This window comes from Enterobacter sp. E1, from assembly GCF_016809815.1.
GTDB classification, from domain to species: Bacteria; Pseudomonadota; Gammaproteobacteria; order Enterobacterales; family Enterobacteriaceae; genus Enterobacter; species Enterobacter adelaidei.
Map to the genome: position 1 here is coordinate 1 of NZ_JAFBJM010000011.1, position 23,233 is coordinate 23,233.

Here is a 23,233-nt window from a genome sequence, read left to right on the forward strand (position 1 = left end):
TGCAACGCGGCTTTCAGCTCACCGTTGCGAGGTGGCGTATATTACGCTTTCCTCTTTCAGAGTCAACCCGTTATTTCAGGATTTTTTCTCTTCAACCGACCGGGTTGTTTGTGAAGTGATTCACATCTGCCGTGTCGATGGAGGCGCATTATAGGGAGTTCTCCGCAGGCCGCAACCGAAAAGTTGCAAAAAAATGACTGACTGCTGCATTCCCCAGCAAAACCCCGCTTTATACCTTTTTACACACAGAGTTATCCACAATTGCTCATAGATCCTGGCGTGATCCTGCGAACCGAGGAGGAAGATCAACTATACTAGCGGCAAATATTCTCCTCCGCAGGCCACCTTCATGACCACACAACGCCTCACCCGTGACTGGCGTATCCCCACAGCAGGACTGATTTTGCTGGCGATCCTCTTTGCCGGTTTTACCCTGCATACGCACTGGAATGCCTTTATCCAGTGGTGCCTGGCCACGCAAATTACGCTGCACCGTTATCTGGTGATGTATTTGCTGCAGCTTAATAACCACCAGTACAGCGGCGGATTATGGCTATTAACGGGGGCTTTCCTTTATGGCGTTCTCCACGCCATTGGCCCCGGGCACGGAAAGTTCATCGTGACGACCTACCTGACTACAAATAAGGAAAGCGAGCTGGCCGCCCGGGTTGTCCCTTTCCTTGGCAGCCTGATGCAAGGCGTCAGCGCCATTCTTTTTGTCTTTATTCTGGCAGTCGGGTTTAACCTCGCGTCAGGGGATATCAGTACCAGCCGCTGGTATGTTGAGAAGATAAGCGCAGTACTCATTGGCGCATTTGGTGCATTTATCATTTACCAGTCGCTTAAGAGCCTGCGTCCGCACAGGATGACTATTTCAACCATCAAGCCCCTCCATCAGCATGACGAACACTGTGGCTGTAGCCACCATGGTGTGGGAGCGAATCTGACACAAGGTGACTGGAAAACCCGCCTGGGTGTGATTCTGGCAATTGGCGCGCGCCCGTGTAGCGGGGCAATCATGATCCTGATGTTCTCGAACGCGCTGGGCATAGTCACCTGGGGGATGGCCGCAGTAATGACCATGTCTCTGGGAACGGCACTCTCTATTATGGGACTTTCACTGGCAGTACGTTACGCCCGTGAGCGCACAGTGGCCTGGTTTGGAGGAAGCGCCTCACTAAAATGGCTGGTACCGGTAGTCAAAATAGCCGGAGGGATAGTCCTGATCCTGTTCGCGACGATCCTGTTCCTGACAGTGATCCCCATCAGCGCCAATGGCGACTACATCGCCGCCGGATGCTAATAAAAGAAAACCCGCCGTTGGCGGGTTTCATTTATTACTCGTTGATGCGTGGATGCTGATCCACGAGTCGGGAGCGTTTTTTCTGCAGTTCTTCAATCTCTGCGTCAATATCCTCAATCTTCTGCTCTACATTATCGTAGTGCTCACGCAGGATCTCTTTCGCTTCCTGAATATCGGATGCGGCAGGCGTCGCCCCTTTCAATGGACGATTTGCCGTCTCCTTCATAGCAATACCGGTAATCAAACCAATCACCGCAATCACCATCAGGTAATAAGCAGGCATCATCAGGTTCTGCGTACTCTCCACCAGCGAGGCGGCAAGGGTCGGGGTCAGACCGGCAATCAGCACCGAAATGTTAAAAGCTGCGGCCAGCGCACTATAGCGAATGTGTGTCGGGAACATCGCGGGTAATGTGGAGGCCATCACCCCAATAAAGCAGTTGAGGATCACTGCCAGCATCAGCAGACCCGCGAAAATCAGCCCCAGTACATTACTGTTAATCAGAATGAATGCCGGGATTGCCAGGGCAAACAGACCAACACTCCCCAGGATAATAAACGGTCGACGGCCAAAGCGGTCACTTAACAGACCCATAATCGGTTGCACAAACAGCATACCGACCATAATGGCGATAATAATCAGCACACCGTGATCTTCCGAGTAATGCAGGTTATGCGACAAATAGCTCGGCATATAAGTCAACAGCATGTAGTAGGTGACGTTGGTAGAAATAACCAGACCAATACAGGTCAGCAGGCTGCGCCAGTGCTTAGTGGCAATCTCTTTGAACGACACCTTCGGACCTTCCTGCAGCCCTTCACGGTCACCCTGTTCCAGTTTTTCGACGTGCTGCTGGAATGCTGGGGTCTCTTCAAGCGCATGACGCAGGTACAGACCAATGATCCCCAGCGGCAAGGCCAGGAAGAACGGGATACGCCAGCCCCAGTCGAGGAAATTATCTTCCCCTACCACAGTTGAAATCAGTACTACTACGCCCGCGCCCATGACAAACCCGGCAATCGAGCCAAAGTCCAGCCAGCTCCCCATAAAGCCACGCTTACGGTCCGGGGAATACTCTGCGACGAAGATCGAAGCACCGGTATACTCCCCACCCACGGAGAAGCCCTGGGCCATCTTACATATCAGCAGCAGAATCGGCGCCCAGATCCCGATCGTGGCATACGACGGGATCAGGCCGATACAAAACGTACTGATCGACATAATGACGATGGTGATGGCAAGGATCTTCTGGCGACCATATTTATCGCCGAGCATACCGAAGAACAGGCCGCCCAGCGGGCGAATCAGGAAGGGAACGGAAAACGTACCCAGTGCGGCAATCATCTGCAGGCTGGGGTCAGCCCCGGGGAAGAACACTTTACCTAACGCATAGGCCACAAAGCCGTAGACACCAAAATCGAACCACTCCATCGCATTACCGAGCGAAGCTGCGGTAATGGCTTTACGCAATTTTGCGTCATCAATGATGGTGACGTCGCGAAGTGTGATGGGTTTAATCTTTTTCCTTCTCAGCATAACTATCCTCGTAGACTCGGCCCTGTCTGTTTCACAGTCCAGTTTGCGTTCTGTGAACCATGGGATCCGCTCCATGCGAATCGCCTTATTCAAGCGTAGCAGGTTTACTTACATTGACGTTTTACGTCGATACAACCGAACCTGTTGACGCCTGTCTGGGCAGTTAATGACCTTTTTACCCTACCAGCGTTTATATTTGTGATCAACTTCACACTAATTTGCGCATAAGGTCAACTGAGTTAAGTTTTTGTCAATTAGCGCCAATAAGACCTTCCTCATTCCCCCTACAAGAATATCCTCACGCGCGTCATTATTTCTTTTGTAACGGAAAAACAAACCGCATTAATTCACATTAGATTTACATAACTCCGCCCATCAAGAACCCATCCGAAAATTTACATTGAATATGTGACAAAGATAACTAAAACATCGTTTTGTTTTTGTTGAATCAACATTCCATTGATCGCATGATAAATCCAAATACAACGTTACATGTGTTTTCAAACATGGCTAAACGAGAACACACGTTTATTTTTTGCTGCATGGCTATCGAAATAAATTCACGAAAAAAAATTCAATTTATTGAATTTATTGAATTATTTTTAGCGATTATCACCCGTTTCGCGGGATCAGATGTGAGGGTTATATATGAAGATTAAGGCCACGATAGAACGCATACCTGGCGGCATGATGCTGGTTCCGCTGGTACTGGGTGCCATCCTGAATACCCTGGCTCCTGATACCGGAGCCTATTTTGGTGGTTTCACAAAAGGAATGATAACCGGCACCGTTCCCATTCTGGCAGTCTGGTTCTTTTGTATTGGAGCATCCATTAATTTGCGGGCAACGGGTACCGTATTACGTAAATCCGGTACGCTGGTGATAACCAAAATAGCAGTCGCCTGGGCTGTGGCAATGATATGTGCAATGTTCATTCCGGAGAATGGAATTCAGACCGGGTTCTTCGCTGGTTTATCAGTTCTGGCAATTGTCTCTGCGATGGATATGACCAACGGTGGATTGTATGCCAGCCTGATGAACCAGTATGGAACGAAAGAAGAGTCGGGGGCATTTGTACTGATGTCTCTGGAATCCGGCCCGCTGATGACGATGCTGATTCTGGGGTCTGCTGGCCTGGCATCATTTGAACCCCACCACTTTGTCGGCGCGATCCTGCCATTCCTGATCGGTTTCGCCCTGGGTAACCTGGATCACGACTTGCGTGACTTCTTTAGCAAAGCCACTCCAGTACTGATCCCGTTCTTTGGTTTCGCGTTGGGTAACACCATCAATCTGAATGTCATTCTCGATACAGGCCTGCTGGGTATTGTGCTGGGCGTGGCTGTCATCATCATCACCGGTATTCCGCTGATTATTGCCGACCGCGTGATTGGAGGAGGAAACGGAACGGCGGGTGTCGCCGCCTCTTCAGCCGCAGGTGCGGCGGTAGCAAACCCGGTGATCATTGCCCAAATAAATCCGGCCTTCAAACCGGTGGCCGCGTCAGCGACGGCACTGGTTGCTGCCAGCGTGATTGTTACCGCGATCCTGGTGCCCATCATCACGGCGCTGTATGCAAAACGTTACGGAAATAGGCAAGAGTCCCAGCCTGAACCGAAACCAATAGAAATGAATCATTAACACATCACATCTGCCCCCCTTTTCCCTGTGGGGAAAGGGGGGCAGATGTGTAAGGGATTCACCCAAAAATCTCTTCCATCATCCCATCCACCAACCGTTTTGCCGAACAGAGCCTCGGCATACCCAGCGCGACAGTTTGCCAGTTTTGCGTCACTGACCAGCTCACAGGATGCTTATCTGCCTGGCACCAGTCACCCAACCAGCCCAGCATATCTTTATGATCGATCAATCCTGGAGAAGCAGGCGTCGTTAACCACTGGTGATAAAAATGGCGGGTAGAGGGAGACGCATTGATGCCTTGCGCCAGATAGTTCGCCGCCATGCTGCGTAAGTTATCCTTGAGCATTGCCGACACATCTTCATTGGCCAGGCGACATGCGTCGCCAAATGCCCCCCAGCGCAGTTCTTCCAGGACGACAAAGCAGCGCCCGGCCAGAGACCAGCCATCATAGAGCCCGGCTCGCCAGCGGGTAAAAATTTGCTCACTGTGCTCACCCGCCTGCACCGTTAATCCGCGTTGGGTCAGCGCCTTTTCTTTATAAGCTGCACGTTGGGTAAAATGAGAGGAGAGTTCAGCGTACTGCTGCATCAGGCCCGGTGATTGCGGAGCCCGCGGGTGAGTCTGCTGACGCAGCGCCATCAGTTTATCGGCCATCAGCGTCAGCGCGAGATGACCGGGGTCAAGCATACCGGCCAGTTTTTCTGCCAGCCCAAGGCGCAACGCCGCATTTTCATTGAGCATTCCTGCCATTGCCCAGGGCCGTAGCCGGGTATGCGTCATGATCTCCTGAGTCAAACGCTCACGAAACTGCAGCTGTTGTGGTCCCTGGTGGGGATGACGCGGCGCATCGACACCCTGCACCAGATCGACCATAAATTTTGGATTAATACACTCCAGCGTTCTCCCGGGACCGTCCAGTAGTTGTGTTGTCATGGTTGCTCTGCCGCGAATAGAGTTTGAATGTCATCGCGTAACAGTCGGGTATCTTCCTGAATCCACGTCGCAGTAGTAATACTTTGCTTCAACAACTGGCAGAGCGCTCGGGTTGAATGCTCATTTTGTTGACGCACTGCGAGGCTATCACGCAAGCTTTCCTGTAACCCGGTCAGGCATAACGAAAATTCTGCAAAGAACGTTGCCATTCCTGCCGTAACAGAGACATCGACCTGCGCGGATAAAGCTTTACGGATTTGTTCACAAAACTGCTCAATATGTTGCTTAAATTTGTCATGTAGCTGTGCAATATCGATAACATAACGCGTGCGCGTTTCGACGTAATCATCCCAACCCCAGCCGGGGTTATTGAGCCAGCGAGAGACCGTTTCACGCATGCTACTCCCGCCAGATGATTGGCCTGCCGGAGTGTTATCCTGCGCAATGGCATCGTTAAACAGCGCCCGCGTGTTGAAGTTAAGCTGGTTAGCCTGAAACGCCGGGAAGCTAATCCGTGCGCGAAAACCGGCATGGCTCAGATGTTCTTTAATACGCGTTTCAATAGGCCGCATCGCTTCATTCAGTGAACGCGCAAGCGTAGACTCCAGCTGATCAAAACGTAACGCCAACTCCCGACAGATCTTCGTCTGCGCATCCAGCATGACCAGCTCGCAGGAGGAACGGATTTTACTCAGCACAATCTGCGCCTGTCCCTCATCTTCCAGCGTCAGCTGTTTAAGCGCTTCCGGTTCATCGCGACGAAGATTCAGCGGATCAATCCCGGCCAAATCAAGAATATTGGGACGGCTAAAAACATGACCAATCGCCTGCTGAAGCGCACTTTTCTGCAACGCCATAAAGTCATCCGTTGCATTCAGCGCCTCCTCGACTTCATGTTTCACTTCATCGCTGACCACCTGCTGACGCGTCTGCAGCTGCGCCATATCCTCTTCAATTCGCGTAATGTTAAGTTCGAGTTCCTCAAAGGCCACAGTCAGCCCCTGATAACGAAAATCGAGATACTCCCGGGCATTTTGCGCGTAGTTTAGAAGCTTATGCGACGCCGAACGCAGCGCAAATAACGACGCATTGGCATAAGCGGCGTAAATCAGTTTGCGTATCGGTTGTTCAAATAACGAGTCTTCCCACAACAGATCGGCGGCATGACGAATATGGTCGATATCATCCAAATCCGCTGTACGCCAACGACGCCCAAGGGCAGCTTCTGCAAAATCCTGAACCCAGGGCTGCTCCTGGTGATCCGGCAGTTGTCCGTGGGTAATCATCTCGTAGCGGGCGCGGTTCGCCAGATACGCCCACATTGATGAAACAGGATAGATCTGCCCGGGCGAAATATTGCCTTTCATGAGCGTGCCAGAGATCATCGCCCTGATCTGTTCTTCATCGTCGCTATTACGATCTTTCTGATCGAATTTATTGACCAGGGCATACAACGGCACTGATTTTCCCGCGACCGAAATAGCCTGGCGGACCTCTTCATCAGAAATAGATTTAAGCTGGGTGTAATCCATCACTGCCAGCACTGCCGATGCACGGGACAACTGCTCGCTAAGCATTTTTTGCAGATGCGGTTGCCCGGCCTCATTAGGCCCTGGGGTATCGAGCAGCGTCAGCTGACCGAGGTGGGCATCCAGACCCGCAAGATGTACGAACTCTACTTCGATCACCGGAATGTGTTCGATAGCCGCGTACTCAGAGAAGGGAAATTCGACACCCAGCGCCAGGGAGAGTCTGACGAGGTCATTGAGGCTTTTCAGACAATGAAATATCGGCTGCGCGCCCAGGTGATGCTTCTCAAAAGCTTCCCCTTTTTCAATTCGCTCCAGCAGCATATTCATGTCTTTATCAATTTCCAGACGCTGAGCCAGTTTCCCACGATCGTTATCGCAGAGCTTTTTCTGTAGCAGTCGGATCAAATCATCAATCGGCGAGACATGAGAGAAATGCAGTACAGGCTCCTTCTGACCCGGTGTATGACGGATCAATGTCGGTAGCGCTGTCATCGGACGATTGCGGTTCGGCAACACTTCCGTGCCCACAATCGCATTAATAGTGGTCGATTTCCCCGCTTTCATGGTACCAACAATAGCCAGAACCATTTCCAGACGCGTTATTTTCCGTAATTCATTATTCAACATTGCCTGCTGTGCTTCGACACCGCGCGCACTAAAATGCAAAGGCAAGACGTTGTTCTTTTCACCCGTAATCGCCGCCGTGGTGCTCTCCAGCATCGCCGTCGGCACTGATTTCAGCGTATCGAGATTTTGCAGGGCAAGCTGTAACAAACGCTCTGCTTCCTGGCTTAATTCAAAAATGGTCTGTGTGTGCATGATAAAAGCCTTTCCTTAACGCAAATTTATTACTTTTATTAAGCCACTGGTTTTTATTATGTTGTTCAGGCTTATATGATCACGTGTGGAAAACATGTTCGCCGAAATATAACTGATTGATGCTAATCAGAAATAATTCACTATCCTTGCATGGCGTGTGAAGCTCTCCTCCTGGCCTGACGGCCAAAAGAAAAAAGCGTAGCCCATTTTTAAGAAGCTTCAGGATATATCATCGTTATTTACCCACCTAAAAAGAGAGGTAATGCGTCACCACCATAAGATATGAATGGCGGGGAAGTCCGGAGATAAATAACAATGTGTTGCTTCACCTTATCCGAAATGAAGGAGCGTAGCAATTTGCTGCAATAAAATATTCGATATATTTAACGCCATTTCTTCCCACCGTGTTAATGGCATAAGCATCGCTTAACTGACTGACAGGAAATGTCACTCGCTATACACTTTTTGCATTTTTTTAATCAACAATGTCACCGACAACCGTGTGGATTTGCGCTATACTTGCCGCCTTTTTCGGCGCACTGCCGTCATTTAGCTGGCACTTTCCAGCGCGTTAACACTTTTTGAGGATACCGATATGCAACTCCCACACTGCCCAAAATGCAATTCTGAATACACCTATGAAGATAATGGCATGTTTATCTGCCCGGAATGCGCCCATGAATGGAATGATGCCGAGCCATCACACGATGCCGATGCACTTGTCGTAAAAGATGCGAACGGCAATCTGCTGGCGGATGGCGACAGCGTCACCGTGATTAAAGATCTGAAAGTGAAAGGCAGCTCTTCCATGCTGAAGATTGGTACCAAAGTGAAAAATATCCGTCTGGTTGAAGGCGATCATAATATCGACTGCAAAATTGACGGCTTTGGCCCGATGAAACTGAAATCTGAATTCGTGAAAAAGAACTGATTGACCTGCCCGGTGGCGCTTCGCATACCGGGCATTCAGGAACTACACTTAACGAGCTTTTCTTACGTGAGGTAAAGATTATGCCGTTAAGTCCCTACATCTCATTCGCCGGTAACTGCGCAGAGGCCACCGCCTTCTATCAGCAAGCCGTCGGTGCCGAGCTCCTCTATAAAATCACCTTCGGCGAAATGCCAAAAAGCGATAACAGCGAAGAAGGCTGTCCGTCCGGTATGCAATTTCCGGATTCGGCGATCGCTCACTCTAACGTCCGCATTGCGGGCAGCGATATCATGATGAGCGACGGGATGCCGCCGGGCAGCAACGCACAGTACGCGGGTTTCACGCTGGTACTCGATACCCAGGACGTCAATGAAGGCAAGCGCTGGTTCGACAACCTCGCCGCGGGCGGGAATATCGAAATGGCCTGGCAGGAAACCTTCTGGGCACACGGTTTCGGTAAAGTCACCGATAAATACGGCGTGCCGTGGATGATTAACGTCGTTAAACAGCAGCACTAATTTTCGGGCGGGGGCGTTCTGCCTCCGCCTGTCATCAAACTCCGCTCAACTCTTCAAACTCCCGCAACCCAGACTTAACCCAAATGTCACATTGATGCGCCAGCATGAGGCCACATTTATCGTGAGGCCCAGCATATGCAAACTGTCATCCGCGTCGAGAAACTGAGCAAGACCTTTCATCATAACAAGGCTCTGCATGCCGTTGATCTGACCGTTCAGCAGGGTGAAATGGTGGCACTGCTGGGGCCATCCGGTTCAGGTAAGTCCACCCTTCTGCGCCACCTGAGCGGCCTTATTACCTGCGATAAAGCACCGGAAAGTCACGTCGAACTGCTGGGTAACACCGTCCAGCGCGCGGGCCGTCTGGCGAGTGATATCCGTAAAAGCCGCGCGCAAACAGGCTATATCTTCCAGCAGTTCAACCTGGTGAACCGCCTGACGGTGCTGGAGAACGTCCTGATTGGCGCACTCGGCAGCACGCCGTTCTGGCGCACCTGTCTGCGCTGGTTTTCCCCTTCTCAGAAACAACAGGCGTTGCAGGCGCTGACTCGCGTTGGCATGGCGCATTTCGCCCACCAGCGTGTCTCCACCCTGTCCGGTGGTCAGCAGCAGCGCGTGGCGATTGCCCGTGCGCTGATGCAAAAAGCCAAAGTGATCCTGGCCGATGAGCCGATTGCCTCGCTCGACCCGGAATCCGCGCGCATCGTGATGGAAACCCTGAGAGACATTAACCAGAACGACGGCATCACCGTGGTGGTGACGCTGCATCAGGTGGATTACGCCCTGCGCTACTGCGAGCGCATTGTCGCGCTGCGTCAGGGGCACGTGTTCTTTGATGGCGCAAGCCATCAGTTTGATAACGACCGTTTTGACCATCTCTACCGCAGCATTAACCGCGTCGACGAGAACGCGCAGGCTGCATAACCCAACCCGATCCGAGGAAAGTACATGAGCTACAAAGCCGTTGCCGCACTGGCCTTTACCAGTATGTTCAGCATCAGCACCCTGTTAAGCCCTGCGTACGCGGAAGAACAGGAAAAAGCGCTGAACTTCGGCATTATTTCGACGGAATCACAGCAGAATCTCAAACCTCAGTGGGAACCGTTCCTGAAAGATATGGAAACCAAACTGGGGATCAAGGTGAACGCCTTCTTCGCGCCGGATTACGCCGGCATCATCCAGGGGATGCGCTTTAACAAAGTGGACATCGCCTGGTACGGCAACCTCTCTGCGATGGAAGCAGTCGATCGCGCGAACGGCCAGGTCTTTGCCCAGACCGTTGCGGCAGATGGCTCCCCGGGTTACTGGAGCGTGCTGATCGTTAATAAAGACAGCCCAATCAATAACCTCAACGACATGCTCGCCAAACGCAAAGATCTGACCTTTGGTAACGGCGACCCGAACTCCACCTCTGGCTTCCTGGTCCCTGGCTATTACGTCTTTGCCAAGAACAATGCGTCTGCCAGCGACTTTAAGCGCACCGTCAACGCCAGCCACGAAACCAACGCGCTGGCTGTGGCGAACAAGCAGGTGGATGTTGCCACCAACAACACCGAGAACCTCGACAAGCTGAAGACGTCCGCGCCGGACAAGCTGAAAGAGCTGAAGGTTATCTGGAAATCACCACTGATCCCGGGCGACCCGATTGTGTGGCGTAAAAACCTCTCCGAAAGCACCAAGGACAAGGTGTACGACTTCTTCATGAACTACGGCAAAACGCCGGAAGAGAAAGCCGTGCTGGAACGTCTGGGCTGGGCGCCGTTCCGCGCCTCAAGCGACCTGCAACTGGTGCCGATTCGCCAGCTGGCGCTGTTTAAAGAGATGCAGGGCGTGAAGGATAACAAAGGTCTGAAGGACGAAGAGAAGACCAGCAAAGTGTCTGAAATTCAGGCCAAGCTGGAAGACCTGGACCGCCTGACTGCGGCGCTGAGCGCGATGACCAGCGTGAATAAAGCGGTTCAGTAACTCAAGTCCCCTCTCCCTTGAGGGAGAGGGTTAGGGTGAGGGGGAAATGCGCACGCTGATGCCCTCACCCCGGCCCTCTCCCACAGGGAGAGGGAGAACAGATAAAGGAGCCAACATGCAAACCATCACCCTCCCGCCGCCGAAGCGCAGCTGGTTCTCGCTGATAAGCTGGGCCATTCTGCTGGCGGTGCTCGTTATCTCCTGGAAGGGCGCGGAAATGGATCCGCTCCTGCTCTTCAAAGACGCGGGCAACATGGCAACCTTCGCCGCCGACTTCTTCCCGCCGGACTTCAGCCAGTGGCAGGATTACCTTGGCGAAATGGCCATCACCCTGCAAATCGCCGTCTGGGGTACCGCCCTTGCCGTCATTCTCTCCATTCCGTTTGGCCTGATGAGCGCCGAAAACATCGTACCGTGGTGGGTTTATCAGCCGGTGCGTCGCCTGATGGACGCCTGCCGCGCTATTAACGAAATGGTCTTCGCCATGCTGTTCGTGGTGGCTGTTGGACTTGGCCCGTTTGCCGGGGTAATGGCGCTGTTCATTCATACCACCGGCGTGCTTTCCAAACTGCTTTCAGAAGCGGTTGAAGCCATCGAGCCCGGCCCGGTTGAAGGCATCCGCGCGACTGGCGCCAACAAAATCGAAGAGATTCTGTACGGCGTGCTGCCGCAGGTGATGCCGCTGCTGATCTCCTACTCCCTGTACCGCTTCGAGTCCAACGTCCGCTCCGCCACCGTGGTGGGCATGGTGGGCGCTGGCGGCATTGGCGTGACGCTGTGGGAAGCGATTCGCGGTTTCCAGTTCCAGCAAACCTGCGCCCTGATGGTGCTCATTATCATCACCGTCAGCCTGCTGGACTTCCTCTCTCAACGTTTGCGTAAGCACTTCATCTGAGAAGCGAGGCTTTGATTTCTATGCACTTATCCAGACATCCGACCAGTTACCCTACCCGCTGGCAAGAAATTGCGGCAAAGCTTGAAGTGGAACTGCGCATGCACTATCGCTGCGGGGATTACTTGCCTGCCGAGCAACAGCTTGCCGACCGTTATGAAGTGAACCGTCATACCTTGCGCCGCGCCATCGATCAGCTGGTCGAGCGCGGATGGGTTCAGCGCCGTCAGGGCGTGGGCGTGTTGGTGCTGATGCGCCCGTTCGACTACCCGCTCAACGCGCAGGCGCGCTTTAGCCAGAATCTGCTCGATCAGGGCAGTCACCCCACTAGCGAAAAACTGCTGTCGGTGCTGCGCCCGGCCTCCAGTCACGTGGCTGACGCACTGGGCATTCAGGAGGGCGACAACGTGGTGCACCTGCGCACGCTGCGCCGGGTTAACGGCGTGGCGGTTTGCCAGATAGACCACTACTTCGCCGACCTGAGCCTCTGGCCGGTGCTGCAACACTTTTCCAGCGGCTCGCTGCACGACTTCTTGCGCGATGCCACCGGTATTGCGCTTAAGCGCACCCAGACGCGCATCAGCGCCCGCCGCGCGCAGGCCAAAGAGAGCAAAGTACTGGAGATCCCCAACATGGCCCCGCTGCTCTGCGTGCGCACCCTTAACCACCGTGACGGTGAGATCAACGCAACGGAATACTCCGTCAGCCTGACCCGCGCCGACATGATTGAATTCACAATGGAGCATTGAATGCACTTTGATACCTCCACCCGCCAGCGCTGGATGCGCGTGCTCGCTCATAGCCAGCCTGCCGCGCTGCGTGGCCGCATGAATGCGCTCAGCCTGACGCCAGATTACGAAGCCATCCGCGCGCCGGAGATTGGCCTGGTGCAGATCCAGGCGCGCATGGGCGGAACCGGTGAACGCTTCTTTGCCGGAGACGCCACGCTCACCCGCGCCGTCATTCGCCTGAGCAGCGGCACGCTGGGTTACAGCTATGTGATGGGGCGCGATAAAGCGCACGCTGAACGCTGCGCGGTTATCGACGCCCTGTTGCAGGAACAACCTCATTTCCAGTCATTAATGGAAACCCTTATTGCCCCGCTGGAAGCCGACCGTGCCGCACGCCTTGCCGCGCGCCAGGCCGAAGTCAACACCAGCCGGGTCGACTTCTTTACGCTCGTTCGCGGAGACAACGCATGACGCTTCAACCCGCTTTTACCCTGGCCGTCCAGGATGCCCAACACAGTTTTCGTCGCCTGCTGAAAGCCATGAGCGAGCCGGGCGTTATCGTGTCGCTGCATCAGCTTTCACAGGGCTGGCTGCCGCTAAACCTGGCCACCACCAGCGTGCTGCTGACCCTTGCCGATAACGACACCCCGGTGTGGCTATCTGGCCGGATGTCGAACGACATCGCCTGCCAGAACCTGCGTTTTCACACCAATGCCACGCTGGTCGAACAGCCGCATCAGGCAGTCTTTGCGGTGGCAGATGAGCAGATAAGCCACGAGCAGCTCAACGCCCTGAGCGAAGGCAGCGCCGTGGCCCCGGAAACCAGCGCCACGCTGATTTTGCAGGTCTCCAGCCTGAGCGGCGGGCGCATGTTACGCCTCACCGGAGCGGGGATCGCCGACGAGCGCATGGTCGCGCCACAGCTGCCGGAGTGCATCATCCATGAACTGACCGAGCGCCCGCACCCGTTCCCGCTGGGTATCGACCTGATCCTGACCTGCGGCGAGCGCCTGCTGGCGATACCGCGAACCACCCATGTGGAGGTGTGCTGATGTACGTCGCCGTTAAAGGGGGCGAAAAGGCGATAGCCGCCGCCCATTCGTTGCAGGAGCACAGACGACGGGGTGATGAGCAGCTTCCTGAGCTGAGCGTTGCCCAGATAGAACAACAGCTGAATCTGGCCGTCGACCGGGTGATGACCGAAGGCGGTATTGCAGACCGCGAGCTGGCGGCGCTGGCGCTGAAGCAGGCCAGCGGTGATAACATCGAAGCCATCTTCCTGCTGCGCGCCTACCGCACCACTCTTGCCAGACTGGCGGTAAGCGAGCCGATTAATTCAGCCGACATGCGCTTAGAGCGCCGCATCTCGGCAGTATACAAAGATATCCCCGGTGGCCAGCTGCTTGGCCCGACCTACGATTACACCCACCGCCTGCTGGATTTCACACTGCTGGCCAACGGTGAAACGCCTTCCCTGAACACGACCGAACCGCAGCAAGATGCCGCCCCGCACGTCTTTAGCCTGCTGGCACATCAGGGGCTGGCAAAAGCTGAAGAAGACACTGGCAGCACGCCAGACGACATCACCCGTACACCGCCAGTGTATCCGTGCTCGCGCTCCTCGCGTCTTCAGCAGCTGATGCGCGGCGACGAAGGTTATCTGCTGGCGCTCGCTTACTCGACGCAGCGCGGTTACGGGCGCAACCACCCGTTCGCGGCAGAGATTCGTAGCGGCTACATCGACGTTGAAATTGTGCCAGAAGAGCTGGGTTTTGCGATAAACGTCGGCGAACTGTTGATGACCGAATGTGAAATGGTCAACGGTTTTGTGGCACCGGAAGATGAAGATCCGCACTTCACGCGCGGCTACGGCCTGGTGTATGGCATGAGCGAACGCAAGGCAATGGCCATGGCGCTGGTCGACCGCGCGCTGCAGGCCCCGGACTACGGTGAACACATCTCCGGCCCGGCACAGGACGAAGAGTTCGTGCTGGCCCACGCGGATAACGTTGAGGCCGCAGGCTTTGTCTCGCACCTCAAGCTGCCGCACTACGTTGATTTCCAGGCCGAACTGGAACTACTGAAACGCCTGCAACGGGAGCGCGAAAATGGCTAACTTAAGCGGCTACAATTTTGCTTATCTGGATGAGCAAACCAAACGTATGATCCGCCGCTCTATCCTGAAAGCGGTGGCAATCCCGGGCTATCAGGTACCGTTCGGCGGCCGCGAAATGCCGATGCCCTACGGCTGGGGCACCGGCGGTATTCAGCTTACCGCCAGCGTGATTGGGGAAGCGGATGTACTGAAGGTCATCGACCAGGGGGCGGACGACACCACCAACGCCGTGTCGATTCGTAACTTCTTCAGGCGCGTGACGGGTGTTAACACCACCGAAAAAACCGAAGATGCCACGCTGATCCAGACCCGTCACCGCATTCCAGAAACGCCACTCACCGAAGATCAAATCCTGATTTTTCAGGTCCCTATCCCTGAGCCGCTGCGCTTTATTGAGCCGCGTGAAACCGAAACCCGCACCATGCACGCCCTGGAAGAGTACGGCATCATGCAGGTGAAGCTGTATGAAGATATAGCCCGTTTCGGCCATATCGCCACCACCTACGCCTACCCGGTGAAGGTGAACGGTCGCTACGTGATGGACCCGTCGCCGATCCCGAAATTCGATAACCCGAAGATGGACATGATGCCTGCGCTGCAGCTATTCGGTGCCGGGCGTGAAAAGCGCATCTACGCCGTGCCGCCCTACACCCGTGTGGAGAGTCTCGACTTCGATGACCACCCGTTTACGGTGCAGGAGTGGGATGAGCCGTGTGCCATCTGCGGTTCGAAACACAGCTATCTGGACGAAGTGGTGCTGGATGACACGGGCAAACGGATGTTTGTCTGCTCCGACACCGATTTCTGCCGCCAACAGAGCGAGGCGAAAGGCCAATGAAACCGCTGCTTTCGGTCAACAACCTGACCCACCTTTATGCGCCTGGCAAAGGCTTCAGCGATGTCTCTTTTGAGCTATGGCCGGGGGAAGTGCTCGGGATCGTCGGCGAGTCCGGCTCGGGCAAAACCACCCTGCTTAAGTCCATCTCTGCGCGCCTGACACCACAGAATGGCGACATTTTATATGAAGGCCAATCTCTGTACGGCATGAGCGAAGCCGAACGCCGCCGCCTGCTGCGCACCGAATGGGGCGTGGTGCATCAGCACCCGATGGACGGCCTGCGCCGCCAGGTATCTGCGGGAGGCAACATCGGCGAGCGCTTGATGGCCACCGGCGCGCGCCATTACGGCAATATCCGCGCCACGGCGCAACACTGGCTGGAAGAAGTTGAAATCCCTGCCTCGCGTATCGACGACCTGCCGACAACATTTTCCGGCGGCATGCAGCAACGTCTGCAAATCGCCCGCAACCTGGTCACCCATCCGAAGCTGGTGTTTATGGATGAACCCACCGGCGGGCTGGACGTCTCCGTGCAGGCGAGACTGCTCGATCTGCTGCGCGGCCTGGTGGTAGAGCTGAACCTCGCGGTGGTGATTGTGACCCACGATCTGGGGGTGGCGCGCCTGCTGGCGGACCGTTTGCTGGTAATGAAACAAGGTCAGGTGGTGGAAAGTGGGTTAACCGACCGGGTACTCGACGATCCCCATCATCCGTACACCCAGCTGCTGGTGTCGTCGGTATTGCAGAATTAAGAGGCCAACATGATCCGCGTGCAAAACGTAAGTAAAACCTTTGTGCTCCACCAGCAAAACGGCGTGCGCCTGCCGGTGCTGCAAGATGCGTCACTTGAGGTCAGCAATGGCGAATGTGTGGTTCTGCATGGTCATTCAGGCAGCGGTAAATCCACCCTGCTGCGCTCGCTTTACGCCAACTATCTGCCGGACGAAGGCCACATTCACATCCGTCACAATGACGAGTGGGTGGATCTGGTGCAGGCCCCGGCACGCAAGGTGCTGGAAGTCCGCCGCTCAACGATCGGCTGGGTGAGCCAGTTTCTGCGGGTAATCCCGCGGATCTCCGCCCTGGACGTGGTGATGCAGCCGCTTCTGGATCTTGGCATGCCGCGTGAAACTTGCGCCGCCAAAGCCGCCAGCCTGCTGACGCGCCTGAACGTCCCTGAGCGCTTGTGGCACCTTGCGCCATCGACCTTTTCCGGCGGCGAGCAACAGCGCGTGAACATTGCGCGCGGGTTTATCGTCGATTACCCGATTTTACTGCTCGATGAACCCACCGCCTCGCTCGACAGCAAAAACAGCGCGGCGGTGGTGGAGCTGATCGAACAGGCTAAAGCGCGCGGCGCGGCGATCGTCGGGATCTTCCACGACGAAACCGTGCGTTCGCGCGTGGCAGACAGACTGCATCCAATGGGGACCCACGCATGATTATCAATAACGTCAAGCTGGTGCTGGAAAATGAAGTGGTTGGCGGCTCCATTGAGATCCAGGACGGGGTGATCCGCGCGTTCGCCGAAACCCTGAGTCGCTCCCCAGAAGCCATGGACGGCGAAGGCGGCTGGCTGCTGCCGGGGCTGATCGAGCTGCATACCGATAATCTGGATAAGTTCTTCACCCCGCGCCCGAAAGTGGACTGGCCCGCCCATTCGGCGATGAGCAGCCACGACGCGCTGATGGTCGCCAGCGGCATCACCACCGTACTGGATGCGGTAGCGATTGGTGACGTGCGCGACGGGGGCGATCGTCTGGAAAATCTGGAGAAGATGATTAACGCCGTGGAAGAGACGCAAAAACGTGGTCTCAACCGCGCCGAGCACCGCCTGCATCTACGCTGCGAACTGCCGCATCACACCACCCTGCCGCTGTTTGAAAAGCTGGTCGGTCGTGAGCCGGTCTCGCTGGTGTCACTGATGGACCACTCCCCAGGGCAGCGCCAGTTCGCCAATATTGAGAAATATCGCGAATACTACCAGGGCAAGTACTCTCTCACCGATGCTGAGATGGCCCGCTACGAAGATGAGCAGCTGGCGCTGGCAGCACAGTGGTCGCAGCCGAATCGCCTCTCCATTGCTGCGATGTGCCGGGACCGCAACATCGCGCTGGCCAGCCATGATGACGCCACCCATGAACATGTACTCGAATCTCATCAGCTTGGTAGCGTGATCGCCGAATTTCCCACCACATTTGAAGCAGCTGAAGCCTCCCGTAAGCACGGCATGAACGTGCTAATGGGCGCGCCGAACATTGTGCGCGGCGGCTCGCATTCCGGCAACGTGGCGGCAAGCAAGCTCGCCTCACTTGATCTACTCGATATCCTCTCCTCCGATTACTACCCCGCCAGCCTGCTGGATGCGGCATTCCGGGTGGCGGACGACGAGGGCAACAGATTCACGCTGCCGCAGGCCATTCGTCTGGTGACGAAAAACCCGGCATCGGCGCTGAATTTTCAGGATCGTGGAGAGATTGCCGAAGGTAAACGGGCGGATCTGGTGCTGGCCCACCGTAAAGGTGAGCATATCCATATCGACCACGTCTGGCGTCAGGGAAAACGGGTATTCTGATGGGAAGACTAATCTGGCTAATGGGGCCGTCCGGCTCCGGTAAGGACAGCCTGCTGTCCGCGTTAAGGCAGCGGGAACACCCGCAACTGCTGGTCGCACACCGCTATATTACCCGCGCGGCGAATGCCGGAAGTGAAAATCATATTGCCCTGAGTGAGCAGGAGTTTTTCACCCGCGCTGGGCAAAACCTGCTGGCGCTCAGCTGGCACGCTAACGGTTATTACTACGGGGTTGGTATCGAGATAGACCTGTGGCTACACGCGGGTTTCGACGTGCTGGTCAACGGTTCGCGTGCACACCTTCAACAAGCGCGCGCCCGATATGAAGCCGCCCTGCTGCCGGTCTGTCTGCAGGTTTCACCCGATGTCCTGCGCAGCCGGTTGCAGAGCCGGGGGCGCGAATCAGCCCGTGAGATAGACCAGCGGCTTGAGCGCGCGGCGCGTTATACCCCGTCGGAATGTCATATCCTCAATAATGACGGAAGTTTGCTACAGTCTGTCGATACCTTTTTATCGCTGATCCGTCAGAAGGAGAAACAGCATGCCTGACTGCCAGCTTCGCCCCGCCACCGCCGACGATGCGGCGATGGTTTACGCTCTTATCTGCGAGCTAAAACAGGCTGAGTTCGATCATATGGCCTTTCACACCGGTTATCTTGCTAATCTGCAAGACCACAATATGCGTTATCAGCTTGCCGAGCTGGACGGGCAGATCGTCGGCATGATTGGCCTACATATGCAGTTTCACCTGCATCACGCACGCTGGATTGGCGAAATCCAGGAGCTGGTGGTGATGCCGCAGGCGCGTGGTCACAAAGTGGGGAGCCAACTCCTGGCCTGGGCAGAAGACGTCGCACGTCAGGCGGGAGCGGAGTTAACCGAGCTTTCCACCAGCGTAAAACGCGTGGATGCCCACCGTTTTTATGTCCGTGAAGGTTACACACAGAGTCATTTTCGATTCACCAAACCGCTGTAGAGGTATGCGATGAGTCTGACGATCACGTTAACCGGCACCGGCGGTGCCCAGCTGGTTCCGGTATTTGGCTGCGACTGCGCGGCGTGTCGCCGGGCGCGTTTGCAGGATAGCTATCGCCGTCGTCCGTGCAGCGCGGTGGTCAAATTCAATGAAGCCATAACCTTGCTGGATGCCGGTATTCCGCACCTGATGGACGACTGGCCGGCAGGCAGCTTCCAGCAGTTTTTGCTCACCCATTACCATATGGATCACGTTCAGGGGTTATTCCCGCTGCGCTGGGGAGTGGGGGCGACCATTCCTGTCTATGGTCCGCCGGACGACGTGGGCTGTGACGACCTGTTCAGGCACCCGGGGCTCCTGGACTTCAGCCATACAGTGGAACCGTTTGTGATGTTTGAGCTACAAGGGCTGCGGGTCACACCGTTGCCGCTCAACCACTCGAAACTGACCTTCGGGTATTTGCTGGAATCGGCCCACAGCCGCGTGGCCTGGCTATCGGATACCGCCGGATTGTCGGAAAAAACGGTGAAGTTCCTGCTTAACAACCAGCCGCAGGCGATGATTATCGACTGCAGCCACGAACCGCGCGATGAAACGCCGCGAAACCATTGCGACTTAAATACCGTAATTGCATTAAACGAGACGATTGGCTGCCCGCAAGTGATCCTGACGCACATCAGCCATCAGTTTGACGTGTGGATGATGAATAATCCGCTTCCGGAAGGGTTTGAAGCGGGGTATGACGGCATGGTGTTGGCGCTGGATTAGTTTTTCACTCTCTCCCGTGGAGAGGGTGAGGGCAACAGGCCGCACTTACCCTCGGTCGTAATCGTCTTCTAACCTGCGCTCATCCTCTTCTAACCGACGGCGATCGTCATCCAACTGACGCTGACGCTCGTCTAAACGGCGGCGTCTGTCTTCAAGCTGCCGACGACGGTCGTCGTACTGTCGACTGTCGATCTGACGGCTGCGGTCATAACGTTCGTCGTCATCGCTGCTTCGGCTACTGCTGGGGTTATAGGCGTCATTGATCGCCTGCTGAATATTGCCAATGGCATCATCAACAATATCGGCGTGAGCCAGTTGGCTGGTGAGTGACAGCAGACCAAATAACAGAGCAGTTGAGTAACGTTTCATAAGGCCAGACTCGCAGGTTAACTGGCTTTACAGTAATAAACGGCAAACGAGAGAGGTAGCGGAGGAATCTCAATTCTTCTCGCGTTCAATCGCCCCTATCGCCTCCACCCGCATCTGGTGCCGTCCCCCTTCAAACGCCGCATCCAGCCACGCATCAACGATCATTTTTGCCAGTTCCAGACCAACCACGCGCGAGCCAAAGGCCAGTACGTTGGTGTCATTGTGCTGACGCGAAAGCTGCGCGGAGTAAGGTTCGCTGCAGACTACCGCGCGAATGCCGGGAAATTTGTTGGCGGTGATGGAGATCCCCACCCCTGTGCCGCAGATCAAAATGCCGCTCTCCGCTTCTCTCGCGATAACAGCCTGCGCCACCGCGCTGGCGAAATGCGGGTAATCGGTTCGCTCTGGCGACCAGGTGCCTTTATCCAACACCTCAATTCCCCGAGCGCGCAGGTGCGCCAGAATGTCCTCTTTCAGGATAAAACCGACGTGGTCGCAGCCAAACGCAATCCTTCTCATATATGCCCCTCAGTAGGTTAACTTTACGAACCCGATGAGAGTTGTGATTTAAGACCGGCTTTTTGTGCAATAAAACCACAAAACCATCGAGTTCTGTGCGTGTTCTACACCGGTGCTTTTCCCTTTTCAAGCGCATAATAAGTGAAAACGTCCCTCTCCACGCAAAGCAAAAAAAAGAAAATACGGGTAATTAATTGATTTATAGCGATATTCTCAATCACTTATAACGCAAAACTTCACAATACTAAAAACTTTATGAATTTATAATTATTGTGAAGTTGACAGCATATTTCCCAGGGTGAATGTGGTGATATAGTGTCGTCTTCATTTTTAAGGACAAAAGAGAGCGATGAGCCAGTCAGAATTTGAAAAAGAGCAGCCTAATGGCATCGGCCTGGCACCGTACCTGCGCATGAAGCAGGAGGGGATGACCGACAACGAAAGCCGTATCGTTGACTGGCTGCTTCAGCCAGGCAATCTGCGCGGCACCCCGGCGATCAAAGATGTGGCCGAGGCGCTGACGGTTTCAGAGGCGATGATTGTCAAAGTTGCGAAACTGCTGGGGTTCAGCGGCTTTCGCAATCTGCGCGCCGCGCTGGTGAACTATTTTTCCCAGTCTGAACAGGTACTGCCTGCCGAACTTGCTTTCGATGAAGCGCCACAGGACGTGGTCAATAAGGTGTTTAACATTACGCTGCGCACCATTATGGAAGGCCAGTCGATTGTGAACGTCGATGAAATTCACCGCGCGGCGCGTTTTTTCGCCCAGGCGAATCAGCGCGACCTGTACGGCGTGGGGGGATCGAACGCCATTTGTGCCGATATCCAGCACAAGTTTTTGCGCATCGGCGTGCGCTGCCAGTCCTACCAGGACGCGCACATTATGATGATGTCTGCATCGCTGCTGAAAGAGGGCGATGTGGTGCTGGTGGTCTCGCACTCCGGGCGCACCAGCGATGTAAAATCGGCCGTTGAGCTGGCAAAAAAGAACGGTGCAAAAATTATCTGTATTACCCACAGCTACCATTCGCCTATTGCCAAATTGGCTGATTATATTATTTGTTCGCCAGCACCAGAGACTCCCTTATTAGGGAGAAACGCCTCCGCGCGTATATTACAATTAACATTATTAGATGCTTTATTTGTTTCCGTGGCCCAACAGAATATTGAACAGGCCACATTAAATATGCAAAAAACCGGCGCTATTGTGGATTTCTTCTCCCCTGGCGCACTGAAGTAAAAATAAAAGGTTGATCCCACATTCGTGGGATCAACAAAAATGTACCCTACATTGAGAACACTGCTATGAATAAATATCTGAAATATTTCAGCGGCGCCGCTATGGGCTTAATGTTATCCACCAGTGCGTTTGCTGCAGCAGAATATGCCGTCGTATTAAAAACGCTCTCGAATCCATTTTGGGTGGATATGAAGAAAGGGATTGAAGATGAAGCGAAAACGCTCGGCGTGAGCGTAGATATTTTTGCCTCGCCTTCCGAAGGGGATTTCCAGTCGCAATTACAGCTTTTCGAAGATTTGAGTAATAAAAAATATAAAGGTATCGCGTTTGCCCCACTTTCTTCCGTCAACCTGGTCATGCCCGTAGCGCGCGCCTGGCATAAGGGGATTTACCTCGTCAACCTCGATGAAAAAATCGATATGGATAACCTGAAAAAAGCGGGCGGCAACGTGGAAGGATTTGTGACTACGGATAACGTCGCCGTGGGCGCTAAAGGGGCGGATTTTATTATCGATAAGCTCGGTGCCGAAGGCGGTGAAGTGGCGATCATCGAAGGTAAAGCCGGGAACGCATCCGGTGAAGCCCGCCGTAACGGTGCGACGGAAGCCTTCAAAAAGGCCAGCCACATCAAGCTGGTTGCCAGCCAGCCGGCTGACTGGGATCGCATTAAGGCGCTGGATGTGGCAACGAACGTATTGCAACGTAACCCGAACCTGAAAGCCTTCTACTGCGCCAACGATACGATGGCGATGGGCGTGGCGCAGGCGGTGGCCAATGCGGGCAAGCTCGGCAAAGTGCTGGTAGTGGGGACCGACGGTATTCCGGAGGCGCGCAAGATGGTCGAAGCCGGGCAGATGACCGCCACGGTAGCGCAGAACCCGGCGGATATTGGCGCTACGGGCCTGAAGCTGATGGTTGATGCGGCGAAAACCGGTAAGGTGATCCCGCTGGAAAAAGCACCGGAATTCAAGCTGGTGGATTCGATTCTGGTGACGAAATAATACCGACTCGGTGCGGCCTGGTGCCCTCA

Annotated in this window: 25 protein-coding genes; 20 read left to right on the plus strand and 5 right to left on the minus strand. The window is 54.7% G+C overall.

Going from position 1 to position 23,233, the window contains the following annotated elements; all coding sequences use genetic code 11:
* Positions 1-349 precede the first annotated feature (349 nt).
* Positions 350-1,303: a nickel/cobalt transporter gene (locus JGF26_RS19760; RefSeq protein ID WP_028017884.1), complete on the plus strand. Its 954-nt coding sequence runs from the start codon at positions 350-352 to the stop codon at positions 1,301-1,303.
* Between the two features lie 34 nt (positions 1,304-1,337).
* Here JGF26_RS19760 and proP read toward each other — a convergent pair whose 3' ends face one another.
* Positions 1,338-2,840: a glycine betaine/L-proline transporter ProP gene (proP, locus tag JGF26_RS19765; protein WP_028017885.1), complete on the minus strand. Its 1,503-nt coding sequence runs from the start codon at positions 2,838-2,840 to the stop codon at positions 1,338-1,340.
* A gap of 648 nt (positions 2,841-3,488) precedes the next feature.
* Between proP and kdgT the strand changes: the two genes are divergently transcribed.
* Positions 3,489-4,481: a 2-keto-3-deoxygluconate transporter gene (gene kdgT / locus JGF26_RS19770; protein WP_134708635.1), complete on the plus strand. Its 993-nt coding sequence runs from the start codon at positions 3,489-3,491 to the stop codon at positions 4,479-4,481.
* A 58-nt stretch (positions 4,482-4,539) separates the two neighbouring features.
* Here the strand turns inward: kdgT and JGF26_RS19775 are convergent, their stop codons facing one another.
* Both JGF26_RS19775 and crfC read right to left on the minus strand, forming a co-directional pair.
* Positions 4,540-5,415, minus strand: coding sequence for a diguanylate cyclase regulator RdcB family protein (locus tag JGF26_RS19775; protein ID WP_028017887.1), 876 nt, complete (start codon positions 5,413-5,415; stop codon positions 4,540-4,542).
* The gene (gene crfC / locus JGF26_RS19780) at positions 5,412-7,766 is read right to left on the minus strand and encodes a clamp-binding protein CrfC (protein WP_134708634.1); all 2,355 of its coding nucleotides are present in this window, start codon (positions 7,764-7,766) and stop codon (positions 5,412-5,414) included. The genes JGF26_RS19775 and crfC overlap by 4 nt, the downstream gene beginning before the upstream one ends.
* Before the next feature lie 595 nt (positions 7,767-8,361).
* On the opposite strand from crfC, the gene JGF26_RS19785 reads away from it, so the two are divergent.
* From JGF26_RS19785 to phnP, 16 genes are all read left to right on the plus strand, one after another.
* The gene (locus JGF26_RS19785) at positions 8,362-8,697 is read left to right on the plus strand and encodes a zinc ribbon domain-containing protein YjdM (RefSeq protein WP_028017889.1); all 336 of its coding nucleotides are present in this window, start codon (positions 8,362-8,364) and stop codon (positions 8,695-8,697) included.
* 80 nt (positions 8,698-8,777) lie between these two features.
* A complete protein-coding gene (gene yjdN / locus JGF26_RS19790; protein ID WP_134708633.1) occupies positions 8,778-9,215 on the plus strand; it encodes a VOC family metalloprotein YjdN in 438 nt (145 codons plus the stop codon).
* Positions 9,216-9,350: 135 nt separating this feature from the next.
* Positions 9,351-10,139, plus strand: a complete 789-nt coding sequence (gene phnC / locus JGF26_RS19795; protein ID WP_108089428.1) for a phosphonate ABC transporter ATP-binding protein — start codon at positions 9,351-9,353, stop codon at positions 10,137-10,139.
* Positions 10,140-10,163: 24 nt separating this feature from the next.
* Complete coding sequence (phnD, locus tag JGF26_RS19800) at positions 10,164-11,180, plus strand: phosphonate ABC transporter substrate-binding protein (protein ID WP_134708632.1); 1,017 nt, start codon at positions 10,164-10,166, stop codon at positions 11,178-11,180.
* A gap of 115 nt (positions 11,181-11,295) precedes the next feature.
* The gene (gene phnE / locus JGF26_RS19805; RefSeq protein WP_028017893.1) at positions 11,296-12,075 is read left to right on the plus strand and encodes a phosphonate ABC transporter, permease protein PhnE; all 780 of its coding nucleotides are present in this window, start codon (positions 11,296-11,298) and stop codon (positions 12,073-12,075) included.
* A gap of 20 nt (positions 12,076-12,095) precedes the next feature.
* Entirely contained in the window at positions 12,096-12,821 is a 726-nt protein-coding gene (gene phnF, locus JGF26_RS19810; protein WP_134708631.1) for a phosphonate metabolism transcriptional regulator PhnF, read from the plus strand.
* Entirely contained in the window at positions 12,822-13,274 is a 453-nt protein-coding gene (phnG, locus tag JGF26_RS19815) for a phosphonate C-P lyase system protein PhnG (protein WP_134708630.1), read from the plus strand.
* Positions 13,271-13,855: a phosphonate C-P lyase system protein PhnH gene (phnH, locus tag JGF26_RS19820; RefSeq protein ID WP_134708629.1), complete on the plus strand. Its 585-nt coding sequence runs from the start codon at positions 13,271-13,273 to the stop codon at positions 13,853-13,855. The genes phnG and phnH overlap by 4 nt, the downstream gene beginning before the upstream one ends.
* On the plus strand, positions 13,855-14,919 hold the full coding sequence (locus JGF26_RS19825) for a carbon-phosphorus lyase complex subunit PhnI (RefSeq protein WP_134708628.1): 1,065 nt from the start codon (positions 13,855-13,857) through the stop codon (positions 14,917-14,919). Before phnH ends, JGF26_RS19825 begins: the two co-directional genes overlap by 1 nt.
* Positions 14,912-15,757 carry an alpha-D-ribose 1-methylphosphonate 5-phosphate C-P-lyase PhnJ gene (phnJ, locus tag JGF26_RS19830; RefSeq protein WP_134708627.1) on the plus strand — a complete coding sequence of 282 codons (846 nt, stop codon included), beginning with the start codon at positions 14,912-14,914 and terminating at the stop codon, positions 15,755-15,757. Before JGF26_RS19825 ends, phnJ begins: the two co-directional genes overlap by 8 nt.
* On the plus strand, positions 15,754-16,509 hold the full coding sequence (gene phnK / locus JGF26_RS19835; RefSeq protein WP_014068565.1) for a phosphonate C-P lyase system protein PhnK: 756 nt from the start codon (positions 15,754-15,756) through the stop codon (positions 16,507-16,509). Before phnJ ends, phnK begins: the two co-directional genes overlap by 4 nt.
* A 9-nt stretch (positions 16,510-16,518) precedes the next feature.
* Complete coding sequence (gene phnL / locus JGF26_RS19840) at positions 16,519-17,199, plus strand: phosphonate C-P lyase system protein PhnL (protein ID WP_134708626.1); 681 nt, start codon at positions 16,519-16,521, stop codon at positions 17,197-17,199.
* Positions 17,196-18,332, plus strand: coding sequence for an alpha-D-ribose 1-methylphosphonate 5-triphosphate diphosphatase (gene phnM / locus JGF26_RS19845; protein WP_134708625.1), 1,137 nt, complete (start codon positions 17,196-17,198; stop codon positions 18,330-18,332). The genes phnL and phnM overlap by 4 nt, the downstream gene beginning before the upstream one ends.
* Complete coding sequence (gene phnN, locus JGF26_RS19850; protein ID WP_028017901.1) at positions 18,329-18,880, plus strand: ribose 1,5-bisphosphokinase; 552 nt, start codon at positions 18,329-18,331, stop codon at positions 18,878-18,880. The genes phnM and phnN overlap by 4 nt, the downstream gene beginning before the upstream one ends.
* Positions 18,873-19,307, plus strand: coding sequence for an aminoalkylphosphonate N-acetyltransferase (gene phnO, locus JGF26_RS19855; RefSeq protein ID WP_049007717.1), 435 nt, complete (start codon positions 18,873-18,875; stop codon positions 19,305-19,307). The genes phnN and phnO overlap by 8 nt, the downstream gene beginning before the upstream one ends.
* Before the next feature lie 9 nt (positions 19,308-19,316).
* Positions 19,317-20,075, plus strand: coding sequence for a phosphonate metabolism protein PhnP (phnP, locus tag JGF26_RS19860; RefSeq protein WP_134708624.1), 759 nt, complete (start codon positions 19,317-19,319; stop codon positions 20,073-20,075).
* A 45-nt stretch (positions 20,076-20,120) separates the two neighbouring features.
* Here the strand turns inward: phnP and yjdP are convergent, their stop codons facing one another.
* Both yjdP and rpiB read right to left on the minus strand, forming a co-directional pair.
* Positions 20,121-20,444, minus strand: a complete 324-nt coding sequence (gene yjdP, locus JGF26_RS19865) for a DDRRRQL repeat protein YjdP (RefSeq protein ID WP_028017904.1) — start codon at positions 20,442-20,444, stop codon at positions 20,121-20,123.
* Between the two features lie 69 nt (positions 20,445-20,513).
* Positions 20,514-20,963: a bifunctional allose-6-phosphate isomerase/ribose-5-phosphate isomerase RpiB gene (gene rpiB, locus JGF26_RS19870; protein WP_134708623.1), complete on the minus strand. Its 450-nt coding sequence runs from the start codon at positions 20,961-20,963 to the stop codon at positions 20,514-20,516.
* A gap of 349 nt (positions 20,964-21,312) precedes the next feature.
* Between rpiB and alsR the strand changes: the two genes are divergently transcribed.
* Positions 21,313-22,203, plus strand: coding sequence for a D-allose utilization transcriptional regulator AlsR (alsR, locus tag JGF26_RS19875; RefSeq protein WP_134708622.1), 891 nt, complete (start codon positions 21,313-21,315; stop codon positions 22,201-22,203).
* A gap of 65 nt (positions 22,204-22,268) precedes the next feature.
* The gene (gene alsB / locus JGF26_RS19880; protein WP_134708621.1) at positions 22,269-23,204 is read left to right on the plus strand and encodes a D-allose transporter substrate-binding protein; all 936 of its coding nucleotides are present in this window, start codon (positions 22,269-22,271) and stop codon (positions 23,202-23,204) included.
* The last annotated feature ends 29 nt before the right edge of the window (positions 23,205-23,233 follow it).